10 protein-coding genes are annotated in these 12,365 nt (G+C 37.0%); all 10 read right to left on the bottom strand.

Translation table 11 applies throughout. The features are described from left to right. Nucleotides 1–50: 50 nt before the first annotated feature. Nucleotides 51–1,022, bottom strand: a complete 972-nt coding sequence (locus tag EQG49_RS00130; protein WP_133362041.1) for a helveticin J family class III bacteriocin — start codon at nucleotides 1,020–1,022, stop codon at nucleotides 51–53. An 829-nt stretch (nucleotides 1,023–1,851) separates the two neighbouring features. Continuing rightward, nucleotides 1,852–2,652, bottom strand: coding sequence for a hypothetical protein (locus EQG49_RS00135; protein WP_133362042.1), 801 nt, complete (start codon nucleotides 2,650–2,652; stop codon nucleotides 1,852–1,854). A 3-nt stretch (nucleotides 2,653–2,655) separates the two neighbouring features. Then, nucleotides 2,656–3,993 (bottom strand): hypothetical protein, encoded by a 1,338-nt coding sequence (locus tag EQG49_RS00140; RefSeq protein ID WP_133362043.1) that lies wholly within the window; start codon nucleotides 3,991–3,993, stop codon nucleotides 2,656–2,658. Nucleotides 3,994–4,222: 229 nt separating this feature from the next. Beyond that, complete coding sequence (locus tag EQG49_RS00145) at nucleotides 4,223–4,504, bottom strand: HU family DNA-binding protein (protein WP_133362044.1); 282 nt, start codon at nucleotides 4,502–4,504, stop codon at nucleotides 4,223–4,225. Between the two features lie 462 nt (nucleotides 4,505–4,966). Further along, nucleotides 4,967–5,536, bottom strand: coding sequence for a matrixin family metalloprotease (locus tag EQG49_RS00150; RefSeq protein ID WP_133362045.1), 570 nt, complete (start codon nucleotides 5,534–5,536; stop codon nucleotides 4,967–4,969). Continuing rightward, nucleotides 5,533–8,058, bottom strand: a complete 2,526-nt coding sequence (locus EQG49_RS00155; protein ID WP_133362046.1) for a SpaA isopeptide-forming pilin-related protein — start codon at nucleotides 8,056–8,058, stop codon at nucleotides 5,533–5,535. Before EQG49_RS00155 ends, EQG49_RS00150 begins: the two co-directional genes overlap by 4 nt. Before the next feature lie 56 nt (nucleotides 8,059–8,114). After that, nucleotides 8,115–9,038 carry an MSCRAMM family protein gene (locus EQG49_RS00160; protein ID WP_133362047.1) on the bottom strand — a complete coding sequence of 308 codons (924 nt, stop codon included), beginning with the start codon at nucleotides 9,036–9,038 and terminating at the stop codon, nucleotides 8,115–8,117. Then, on the bottom strand, nucleotides 9,025–9,948 hold the full coding sequence (locus EQG49_RS00165; protein WP_133362048.1) for a class C sortase: 924 nt from the start codon (nucleotides 9,946–9,948) through the stop codon (nucleotides 9,025–9,027). Before EQG49_RS00165 ends, EQG49_RS00160 begins: the two co-directional genes overlap by 14 nt. Nucleotides 9,949–10,171: 223 nt before the next feature. Then, the gene (locus tag EQG49_RS00170) at nucleotides 10,172–11,896 is read right to left on the bottom strand and encodes a SpaH/EbpB family LPXTG-anchored major pilin (protein WP_133362049.1); all 1,725 of its coding nucleotides are present in this window, start codon (nucleotides 11,894–11,896) and stop codon (nucleotides 10,172–10,174) included. Between the two features lie 156 nt (nucleotides 11,897–12,052). Continuing rightward, nucleotides 12,053–12,232: a hypothetical protein gene (locus tag EQG49_RS00175; protein WP_133362050.1), complete on the bottom strand. Its 180-nt coding sequence runs from the start codon at nucleotides 12,230–12,232 to the stop codon at nucleotides 12,053–12,055. Between the last annotated feature and the right edge of the window lie 133 nt (nucleotides 12,233–12,365).

The raw sequence follows: 12,365 nt of genomic DNA on the forward strand, positions 1-12,365 counted from the left end.
AACCTAGAAAAAGACACCCAATAATTTGAGTGTCTACTATTTTTAATTATTTAGAAATCGGATGTTGGGAATGTCCAAATTGTAAATCGGCCATCATCAATGTCCTTATCGGAATCTGTAATTCCAAAGTAAACCAAATCTGATTTAATTTGAATTCCTTCAGTTTCAGACTTTGCATCAAAATTAGAGTTATGTGCCTCAACACTAACACGTGAACCACCAGTATCACTCATACGACCAAATTCTGGATAATCATCTGATGCACCACCACATACATAAATGTTATTTGCATTTGTCAATTCTACACCTTGACATGAATTATGTGGTAAAAAGAAATCAGATGTTTCTGAATATTGAGAGTACCAAGCATCTTTTACTGCGGCATCATCACAAGCAAGTGTTTTACCACCGGACGCTTCAACATTATCTAATGCTTTATTGATTGCATTGAAGTCATAAATTGTATAACGAATTGTCCGTGTTTCCGAAGGATATACTTTGTAATTATTTTCAGTCCATGCAAGCATATGTGCATTATCAGTTGACAGCGCTGAATCTACCCGATAAATGTGCCCAATTGACGAACCATCTTTTGACGCACGGGCTAAAGTAATCAATCGTGTAATGTCGGTATAATTGATTGTTTTACCTGCAACGTATTCGATACGCCCAAGTTGATCCGACCAATTATCATGTTCTTCACCGGCTGGCATATCTGTGTTAAAGTTTGCCCCGACCCAAAAGTAATCATGACCATTGTGTTGATACCACGACAGAGTTTGCGTATGCCCGACGTTATTCAATCGCATACTGTCTTGGAATGTAGCCGTCGATGGCGTTGTGGAATTATCAATCAATAAACGGTGAATATAATTCACATCAGTATCACCATCGTCATGCTTTTGCAACGCATACACATATGTTGTGCCTACGTAATACCGTTGAATAGTGTTCGTCCAGTGCATACCCTTAATGTTAAACTCGTGGTGTGCAGTAATATGTTTCGGTGTTGGAAATGCCATAAATTTTCTCCTTTGTCTAAAAAACAGAAACAGAAACAGAAATTGATCATAACAACATTGAAATAAATTGTTGGCACGGCATAATTATTTTTCGGTCAATCACATCGTATCAACAGCCCCAACTCTATAGGAACAATGTGAATTATCAGTGAATTTAATGTAACTTTTCAGCAAAATTCCCATCACACATAAATCCCAACTATGTATATTTAACCGTTTCTCCTAGGCATAAGCTGTAGTGAATTGATTGTGCTTAGATTCTATATCCAATGCATTCATTTTTAAGTTTTTTCAATGTAGTAGTTGCCTTCACCCCTTTCGTTTACTTCATCAAATTAAAAAAGTCACAACATTAATTGTGACTTCGTACATCTATTCATTCCCCGGTTTACGAATAATGTGTAACGGTTCCGGAATATTTAAGTCACCACCATTTTTATATCCAGATTTGCTATCTGTCTCGAGCGAATTAACCCACTGAACTGCGTCCGATTTTGTTTTTCCTTCGAAATAGATTTTATCGCTGTTTATTCCAATTACTTGATACATTTAATTTGTTATCCTCTCTGTTTCTTTTATGTATTGTACTGCTAATACCTGATTCAAAAAAGGAGAAAAAACCACAATAATGGTCTTACTTCTTAACAGCTAAGCATCCTTCAATGCCTTACCTGGCTTAAATGCAAGAATACTTTGTTTTCAATCACAATAGATCTGGATTCGAGGAGTTCGACAAAATTCACAATAACACAAAAATCAGATAACCAAATATTACTAAGTTACCTGATTTTTTATTTATTCGTGTGTTATTTCTCCGCTCACAATTTTTCTAAACAAACTGTCCATATTGTGGTAGGCCACGTCTCGAAAAGAGAGTCTTATCGTTAATTTTATACTGATAAATCACAACTTTTTTATCTTCATTACTAATTGAATAACCGGCATCCTGAATTTGTGCTAAATGAACTGCACTAATATTCTTAAATGGATAAGCTTTTTTAAATTTATTTTGTATTGTGAGTTTGTACGTTCCCTTATTTTTTGAGTTCTTCTTATTTTTAAACCCTGGTAATTTCCGTTCATAGATAACCGTATATTTAGATCCTTTTTTCGTCATCTTAGTAATTTTGTGTTCAGACATTTCACCATAGTCATTATATTTCAATGATTTACCGTCAGTTGTAATCGAAAAAGTTGGGGTTTGGAGTGACTCTTCAAAATCACTCAAAGTGACGGTTGCACCGGTGTTCCGGAACTGCCAACCATTTATACTATTTGTCTTGGGCTTAACGATTGAAAAATATTTTTTCTTAGCCGTTACAATAGTTGTCGCGTTAATCTTTTTCTTATTCAACTGTTTCGAACTTAGTGTATTAGCATCAAAACTAAACGTAGGAATTCCCTTCACATTTTCGCTTGGTATTACTCGAAGAACAGTTCCTTTTTTCACGTAAACTTTCTTCTTACCGTTTTTTCCAGTGTACCCCACTGCAATTTTTTGTTTTGCTTTCACATATGTTGGCTCAGATGTAATATAGCTTTTAGCACTTGTCGCGGCGGAAGCACTACTAACAAAAGACACACTAGCAATAACTGTTAACAATCCCAAAAATGCATTCTTCTTATTCATAATTTACTCCTTAATCATTTGGGCACTATCAAACCCATCTGGAATTGCACCACCATCATAGGTTACACCACTATCTTTGTTGTACGATCCAAAATTATTACCTACAATGGAAACGTGCATCGTACTACCACTTTTATTAAAGAATCCAATCCCACCTCCCTTGGCACCATCACTTGATTTATTTTCGTAAACCCGAATTTTTGTCATATCAACTTTCTCAGTATGCGTTTTCTTAACCCAAGTTGAAATAGCGATACTCTTGTCTACCTTGTAGTCTGCATAGTTATAACGGAAATAATTTCCAGCAAATGTGCTATCCCAAATTTTTGGAAAGTGCACAGGTGCGAGTAATGAATTAGACATATCACTTCCTATCGATAAGCCACCTGTTGGAACCGGGTTATAGACATAATTGTAATTGAATTTAATTCCACTGATTTTTTTGCCCGTAACCTTATAGTGCTGCCCAATAGGAAATTGTGCGTAAGAATCGCTACGAGGAACCCACCGATTTCTGCGTACATCGATATTTGTAGTTGGTGTATCGTCGAAATCTCCCTTGGCTACGTGCTTTTCACCAAATCCGCCCGCACCTTCATCTGAGGCATAATCTACGTCAATAGATTCATTATATAGACCTTTATATTTATGTGTAGGGTTTTTCTTTTCATCATCCGTATCTCGGAGTTTCCCACGGTCCTTAGTAGCCCCATAGCCATTAAAATCACAATTCTTTATATTAATATTTTTACAACCCATTAAATCCACAAAGTGGGTGTTCGCCGCGTGAAAATTGATGGTTAGGTTATCCAGTGTCAATCCATCAACTTTGAAAAGACGAAATGAATGAGAACCTGATGTAGCACCTTTTGTTGCAAATGTACCGTTTTTCCAAGTCAAATTTTTGGCTTGTTTAACGGAATAAAAATATCCCGATCCGGTAAAGGTTGCACCGCTTGCATCAATAGTAACACCACTAGCAGCCGGCAGTTTAACTTCCGTACCAATTTTAAATGTGCCTTGGAGATTAACTTTACCATTAGCACTAACTGCGGCAAAAGCTTTATTTAAAGTTGCACTATCTCCACCGTTAAGTTCGTTTACTGTAGCAGCTCGGAGATATTTTGCATTTCCAATAATAGCGTCAATTTCATTTTCATCTAAATACGATTTTAATTCCGCACCCCCATCTTTGGTGACAACAAGCGTATCTTCACCTTCAGTATACGTATCTTGAAGCACATCAGCACGTCCAATACCCAATCCAATCGAAAATAGCAACTCGTTAACAATTCCCACGGTTGCTATCATCACCCCTACATTTTTTAAAACTTTGTTCATAAAATATTCCCCCAAAAATATAATAATTAACTATGTATATTCATTAAAGCTTATGCATTTGAATTATTTGTGAATTTTTTGAGATTTTATTGTTAACTGCACCAATTGTAGTTTCAGCAACGTTACATAATTAACACCTTTCGCAATTTTCATATGTACGAGATGTAATAATTCAAACAAAAAATGACGATGTATTATCCAACTTAATGGACATACCTCGTCATTTATGTTATTTCTTAGCGACTGCTTCCTTCAATGCCTTACCAGGCTTGAATACAGGCACAACAGAGGCAGCGATTTCAATTTCGGCACCAGTTCGTGGGTTACGGCCTTTACGAGCGGCACGGTCACGAACTTCAAAGTTACCAAAGCCGACCAATTGAACGTTTTCGCCCTTAGCTAAGTATTCTTGAATTACGTTGAAAAGTGCATCAACGGCAGCTCCAGCATCTTTCTTAGTTAAGTCAGTAGCAACTGCTACTTGGTCAGTAAGTTCTTTTTTGTTAGCCATGTTAGTTCTCCATTTCAAATTTATAGTCTTGAGTTTAGCATATCTTCGTAGTCATGTGACATCAATTTTTTTACATATATTCCGGCTAAGCCGTAACAAATTGACATCATTAACTTCATTTGGAAAATTTATTCTTTAAGTTGTTACATTGACTTGCCATTAGACGACATTTCTAGAATTAGGGGCTTTCACCCTAATTTGTTATTTACTTGATGCTCTAGTTATTCATGAGATGTTACGTTACTATTTCCAACAGAATCAGAGACTAATATCGAGACGCAAACAACAATTAAATCTGCAAAAAACAATGCCTTCCTAGGCAGAGCTACATTGAACACGTTTGCGTATAAATTGTATACCGCAAAATCTGACACAAAAGCCATTGTAACCACCATCGTTAAACACCCAATTATTAATTTAATGGTTTGTTTGGTAATAACAATTTCCTCCACAATGTTATATCTACTCATGATAAATTTGCTTTACAGCATTTAGATTTTGAGTAGTGATATAGTAATCGTACTTTCCATCAATAAAGAACTGATTCATAACGCTGTGTCGATTCTTGTCATGTTTCAATCCAAGAGCGTGTCCAAGTTCATGTGCATCATTTAGGTACTTCCCTTCTGCTGAAAGATGCCAATCTTTAGCTGCCTGGGTATATAAACTAATGACTTCGTGATCAATCATGTTTCCACGTGTCCAAATCTTAGTGGCTCCAGTTGCATTAGTCGTCTCTTTAGCACTTTTATTTTGCCAACGTACAACAATGGTTGCCTTCGTTTTAACTTGTTCGAAGTGTACGAGTTTTGTCCCATTCCATTTCTTTACTGCTTTTTGAAAAATCCGCTTATTTGCTTTTGTACCATTTTGAAATCGATACGTTATATGCTGGGGATTGTCCAACTTAAATGGATTAATTGGTGAATAACTTTTAGTGCTTGCACTAGCAATCCCAGGTACAGATGTCCCACCAATAACGATCATTAGTAGTAGCAACACTTTTAATAGTCCTTTTTGTGTTTTAATCAATTTCCTAACTCCTCTGTTTTTCGCATTTTGACTGACAGCAACATACCACCAATTGCTAATAAAATTGTAAATAGACCTTGGGACGCCAACAAAATCCTTGAATTGGTACCAGTATCAGGTAGCTCTGTTTTTGCATCATCGACAAACGAAACTGTTTGTTGTTTAGAAGCCACTACTGTAAAGTCAACTGGCTTTTTATTCATAATGTTGTATCCATCTGGCGCACCCGTTTCAGTTAATGAATAGTCACCTGCCAACAAATCCTTGAAGATATGTTCACCATTTGCATCAGTTTTACCTATTGATACAAGGTTTCCAGCCTTATCTTTTAACGAGAATTCAGTACCAGCAAGCACCTCACCACCTACTCCATGTTTAGTAACTAATACATCACCTTTGGGTGCCTTATCGTAAACCAACGTCACTTCTTTATCTTTCATCAAAACGGCCTTATCATCGTTCAAATAGTCCATTCCAAGTGCAACATCGGCTGTATCTGGATTTTGTAATACATATCCATCAATGTCTTTATTTACGTTGTAAAATAATTTTGAATTTTTCATCAACATGTAATTCGATGATGAAACCGGTAATGAATAGTTCCTAGTTGATTCTCTGCTGTTATCGAAATCTGAGGTTCCATAAAATCCCAAAATTGGATACCAACTATTGGTTATATCGTTTGCAATTGACTTACCATCAGAATCAACGTAGTGCACCGTAAGCTTTTGTGCTTTCCGATATACTTCATTAATGGCTAAGGGGACGATGTTTACTAAATCGTTCCAATCTGGAATTGGTAACGATTGATTATTCACAGATGAACTTGGTGAGCTCCAATTAAAATTCAAACTATTATTTTTCAATTTTGTTAACATACTTGAAATCTGCATTGGTTCCTGAATAGATGAATCATCCGTTTTATCTAAATACCCATTAAACATAGCGGTATTTGTCCTATCACTGGTATTCGCTCGATACCAATCAACTGTATAACTGTTGAAATCAATACCTAATGAAGCCCAGTTGGCATTACCTTGTTTTGGAAAATATTCAGTGCCATCTTGGTCAAAATAATGGACTTTAGATGGCTTTTTGTAGACTAATGTAATTTCTTTATCCCTGGCCAAAGTTGCGTCACCATAACCTGGTATTCCATAATTATTTACATCATCAACTTCATTCCTATTCTTATACATTGGAATATTTTCCATATAAGCCGCGCTAACTCCATTAACTCTTATATTGCTTGTAAACTGATTACGGGGAGGATAATCAATAAATGAACTATCTGGTAAAAACTTATATCCAGCTAGCGCTTGACCCGCGGCAGTACGAGCACTCGTAACCCGTAAATATGGACTTGATTCCGTCCACGTTTTCTGTCCATCCTGCGAAGGAATCCAAATATCCGTATAATTTAAGCCTGTACCATTAACTGCACCGTCCCTTTCATTGCCTTTTGAAGTCGAATAATCACTGTTTAATTGAGCAAATATTTCACTAGAATCACTTTCATCAAAATTGAATGTAACCTGACCTGCACCACCACCTTGCCAGGCCATCGCAACCGGAACAACATCAGCCAATATTTTCTCTCCAAACTGATTTACAAAATGTACGGTCAATTTTTGAGGTCGCCTATAAACATACGTTAATTCCGTAGTCTTGGGCCCAATTACTGGATAGCTTCCCGATGAGAATGTTAAATCTGAAAAACTCTGAATCCTAAAATTGCTATTATTAATATAGGTTAATTCCGAATCGTAATAATAATTAACAATCCCTTTTTGAATGACCGCATCACGTGGCCCACTAAATGGCGCTGTTTCATTTCGCCAAAAGTCAGTTGACTTTGATGTAGGGTCTTTAATTACCACATCATCTTTAATCTTGTTTCCATCTTGATCAATATAATGAATCAGTGTCATTCCCGGTATAAGTGTTGTGGCTTCATTTGATGAGAAATCATATTCGTCTGTATCATTTTTAAAATATGCTGTCCCACTTACTTTTAGCAAGTCATCTTTTGTGTTAGTTTGTGATGCATGAAAGTAATTTTGAATTACATAAGAGTGTCCATAAAAATCACTTGAACTGATAAATGATTTATCCGGTGTATACGTCACTGTCGTAGTTCCATCACCGGCATTTGTGCTAGTCACTTTAAACTTTTTAGTTACATCAGCTGTGCCATCTTGATAAATATCAACTGAACTTGTATAGAAGTACGCATTATCATTCTTTGGAATTGAAATTTGAAAATTCACATCACTCCAATACGATGCTGAATCAGTTGTTGGCACGTATTCAATATATTTGCTTGTCCACTTTTCGCTATTATCACTTAATTTATTATCCTGTACGTTTTCTTCGTCCGTATCGGTATTTACCATTGTTGGTTTGTTCTTTTGAAAATCACTTGCGACGTCTGCATGAGCGTCCTTAATTACAAAATTTGTGCCAATTGCGATACTAAATAGTAAAATCGCAATACATAAAAATTTATACTTAACTGCCATAAATTCTCAAACTCCTTCTTTTAACTTTGAAATTAATAAGTTTGCCAATAATCATGTTAAATTTCCTCTCGCTTTCTATTCAGAAATAACATGACCATTCCAAGAACCATGCCAATAGCTCCAATGGTTAAAAGCACTGGATTACGTTTCATATCAAAGCCAGTTTGTGCAAGTTTTCGAAGTGTTTGTTCTTTAGCGCTATAAACTTTTACAGTTTTTGAAGTAATGTCAAAGGATGTATAGACCGTTGACGCCTTAGTTAACAGCCTGTAGCCATTGACACCTTTACTCTCAACCAACCAGTACTTGGCCTTACTCAAACCTTGAAATGTGGCAAACCCTTGTCTATCCGCCGTAACAGTGTAATCACGGCCATTGCGTTGAACGAAAACACCATTCATTGCATCCTTTTTTGATAACGCGAGTTTCAATTTAATGCCAGACAGTGGTTTATTTGTCCCTTTTATCAAACTTTGGATTTTAATTTGTCCTAACTTTTGAATCGGTTTTTCCAATGGTACTGAACGAATCAATCCACTTTTAGGAATTAATTCAACATGATATGAACTTTTGCCATTTACCTTCAAAGGCAAGGAAACTAAGACCGGTTCCATCGGCGCCTTAACTAATTTCGATTTGTTTTCAAATACTACGTATGTGCCAGGTGTCATGCCATCACGATCAGTTAGTTCCGCATGACCATGTACGTCAGTCGTTATCACCTTTGTAAATCCAGTAAAGGAAAACGATTTTGAATCTTTCAAAACAATTTGATGGTTATTCGTGGCCACAACTTGCTTGATTGTGTATCGTTCATGATTTAATGGTATAAATGTATTGCTTCTACCAGTACGAACATCTTTTTGAATCGCAATGCTTACCGAGGGATTTTGACTTGCTTCTACCCTAAACGTGAATAGAACACTAGCTAGTATCATTCCCGTCAAAACCAAAGATATTTTCGGTTTATTGATTTTCATAATTTGATGTTCCTTTCACCAAAAGTGTTTTTCTCTTGTGTTTCTTTCTTAGTGCTAACACGCCAATTACTAACATCACAACTATCAAAAATGCAGGAATCACATATTGATACGCAAACCAATTTCGAACTTGTGTGGGAACTTTCTCGGCCACTTTTATTGGCACCCGTTCTCCCATTACTAAAATCCGATACGTGTTAATTCCAGTTGGCCAACACGTCAATAGCGTTACAATATCTTGATTCTTACGAATTAATGTTTTATCAACTTGACTGGGCTTTACCTTTTCAATTTCAAACACTTTGTAAGCAAACGTCTTGCCAAGGCTATGAACATAGAAAACGTCCCCTTTTTTCATTGTTTGTACATCAGAAAAAAGTCGTTCCGTCTTAACTCCTGAATGCCCCGACAAAACTGAATGTGTGTTATCACTTCCGGTTGGGAGTGAAGATGTATCAAATTGCCCAACTCCACGATCTAAAGTATTTAAATCAGTGTGCTTATATATTGGTAGGTTCTTCATATTGATGTCAGGAATCTCTACATAGCCTAGCAAGGTTTGATTGTTATATGTTTTGCTGTACCATGACTTCATGTATTTGTCTTGTGTGCCACCAGAGTCACTAGCTTGACGTTTGAAGAGTTCAATATTATAGGACCGCGCATCGGTCAATTGCCGTGCTAACGTTGCTTTTGAGGCACGACTGATAGAATCGTCATACTTCTGAACTACATAGCTGTTGGAGTGATTATTGATGAAATATCCGACAACAGGGTACATTCCAACTATTACCGCGGTAATCAACATTAGCGTCGCCACTAATGATTTCCTTTTCTTTTTAAGTATTAATTTTTTTGCATATTCTCTTTTTTCCTCTGGTGTCATTAAAGCAATATTTTGTTTAACCACGTTTACACCCACTATTTCGCATAAATATCTTTGTTTCTAAATTGAAGCGAACAACCAATTGAAAATGATTGTTCGTCAAAAGTACCAATCGGGAATCGAACCCGAATTGTAGAATTAAAAAACCACAAGCCCCTGGCTGATCCCCAAGCCTACATTGACTGAGATAAATGGATTATTTTCTAAATTAATATAGCTTGATACTGCTTGATATGAATTACCTGAATTAATCTGTTAATTCATCCAAGGCAGCGTCAATTGACTTATTGTTTTTATTCAAAATAAATGCACCACCAGCGCCGACAATAGCGACAAGTGCTAATCCAGCTAACGCGAGGTTAGTACCAGTCATTGGTAAAATTGTTTGCTTAGCGTCCAAGAATTCTTGGTCAACTTTGCCATCAAGCGTCGCAATCGTTACATGAACTTTCACAGGATCACTAATACGGTCATAGCCTTTTGGTGCATGTGTTTCAACAACGAAATAGTCAGTTCCTAATTTGCCATCAACAGACAACCCACCCAGTGAAAATTCACCATCGGCATTCGAAGTTAATTCAATATCAGTCCCAGCAGCGTATCCTGAGTCCTTAGGTGTCAAAATAGTTTCATCTGTTGCTGATTTATATCGTAAATAATTGCCAGCAGTGGCATCTGCTTGTGATGCCGCAATTTTAAATTTGGCACCCGCAATCGGTTCTTTAGATTTTTCATCTTCCTTAACCCCATCAAATCCACCTAAAGCAATTTCTGGAACGTTTTCGGTTACAGTTGTTTTTGGATACAAAGGATCTGGAACTGGAGTGTCTTGCGTAAACGTTGGAGTACCTGGAACAGTCGTTTTGTCCATTTCAACACCGTTAGCGTTGGTATAGTCCACAGTTAAGTAGTTAGCAATTAACCCTGTCAATTTTGAATCGGCCTTAACAGTCGTATCAAATGAAGTTAACAACTTAGCATCTTCACCGGTCGTAGCCACTGCGTTCGCTACTTTTGTCATTCCGGCAGAAGTAAAGTCAATCTTCAAAACACCACCAAACCCTGTTGGCGCGGCAATTGTGTAGTCAGTTCCTGCGTTTAAAGAAATCGGCGTTGCAGTCGATAATTCAGTATCACCATCAGACACCTTACCTACTGCAAATTTTAAGTTGCCGGCATATGATAAGTTCGCATTAAGTGCATCCAACAATTCAAATTTCTTAGCAGTTACAATTGATCCGTTAATGGAATCAGATAAACCTGCCGGTGCATTGGCAGCAAATGTATAGGTTTTAGTTGATCCAGCGTATGCGCCCTCTAATTTTGAGTTCTCAATGAACTTATTAACTGATAAATCGTTGACAATATCATTCTTTGGATTGAGTTGGACATCATAAACCAGCTTGTCGTCAATCGTCCGTGGTAAGGCCACAAGTGTTGGTGCGTGAGGTGCTTTAACTGATTTAGAAGCAAGTTCTGAAGTGATGTAGTACCCATCAGCCGCTTTACCTGTCCCTAGTTCAAACTTATAAGAACCATCTTCGTCTGTTTTACCCGTGTAATTTGTTGAAGCACCAACAACGGTATAGTTCCCTGCTGTTTCGCCAGCAGTAATCGCTGCCAAGTCAGCGCCCGATTCTAACTTAGATAAATCAATATCGGAACCTGTCTTGCCTGTGGCGGGGGCAATCTTCACAGTAACGAATGGTACATTTGCCAATGGCTTAGCACCATCAATTCCTTTTTCATTACCGATTCCGGCAGTCGTTTCACCATCGGTAGTTGCAGTTGTGCCTCGTTGGTACTTATGAACAGTAATTGAACGTTCTGACGTGTCATCTCGTACATCAGAAGCAGCGCTTGCAGTAGTTGTTCCGAAGAACGGAACCGCAATTGGTGCGGTTGATGATGCGAATACGCCTAACACCGCCGCTGAAACTAAAAATCGTGCTGCAATCTTTTTGGGTTGCATGTTGAAATCTCCCTATGCTCTTTTTGTTGGTATGCTGTCAATTCAGCTACCACAGCTCGCACAGTGTACATTAAAAAAATACATTGACATAATATATGAAAAATTTTGGGACAAAAAAGGAGTTCCTCATCACCGTGAGAAACCCCTTTTGTCGAATTACTTATTTGTGTCATTACCAGACCAATGAACCTTGAGTGAAAATGTACCATCATCATGCAGTGTCCATTGCATAGCTGAGCTACCATAATATGAAGCATTATTTTCTATCAACCACTTGTCCATTCGTTCAAGAATTTTGTATCTGTCTGTACCGTTAAATGTTTTTGTATCGTCCATTCTGAAAGCCTTTCTATTCATTTTTCATGTGATATGTTTGTTTCTTCTTTGTATTATTCAAATACATTATGTACAGTGTAAACGTTTACAGCTTATTAAACCATATTAAATTTAATATTAGTAATCAAAATCG

Source organism: Periweissella cryptocerci, from assembly GCF_004358325.1.
Lineage (GTDB): Bacteria > Bacillota > Bacilli > Lactobacillales > Lactobacillaceae > Periweissella > Periweissella cryptocerci.

Bases quoted from the DNA above. Each gene is read 5' to 3' on its own strand.
- EQG49_RS00130 (WP_133362041.1), bottom strand. From the start codon at position 1,022: ATGGCATTTCCAACACCGAAACATATTACTGCACACCACGAGTTTAAC.
- EQG49_RS00135 (WP_133362042.1), bottom strand. From the start codon at position 2,652: ATGAATAAGAAGAATGCATTTTTGGGATTGTTAACAGTTATTGCTAGT.
- EQG49_RS00140 (WP_133362043.1), bottom strand. From the start codon at position 3,993: ATGAACAAAGTTTTAAAAAATGTAGGGGTGATGATAGCAACCGTGGGA.
- EQG49_RS00145 (WP_133362044.1), bottom strand. From the start codon at position 4,504: ATGGCTAACAAAAAAGAACTTACTGACCAAGTAGCAGTTGCTACTGAC.
- EQG49_RS00155 (WP_133362046.1), bottom strand. From the start codon at position 8,058: ATGGCAGTTAAGTATAAATTTTTATGTATTGCGATTTTACTATTTAGT.
- EQG49_RS00160 (WP_133362047.1), bottom strand. From the start codon at position 9,038: ATGAAAATCAATAAACCGAAAATATCTTTGGTTTTGACGGGAATGATA.
- EQG49_RS00170 (WP_133362049.1), bottom strand. From the start codon at position 11,896: ATGCAACCCAAAAAGATTGCAGCACGATTTTTAGTTTCAGCGGCGGTG.
- EQG49_RS00175 (WP_133362050.1), bottom strand. From the start codon at position 12,232: ATGGACGATACAAAAACATTTAACGGTACAGACAGATACAAAATTCTT.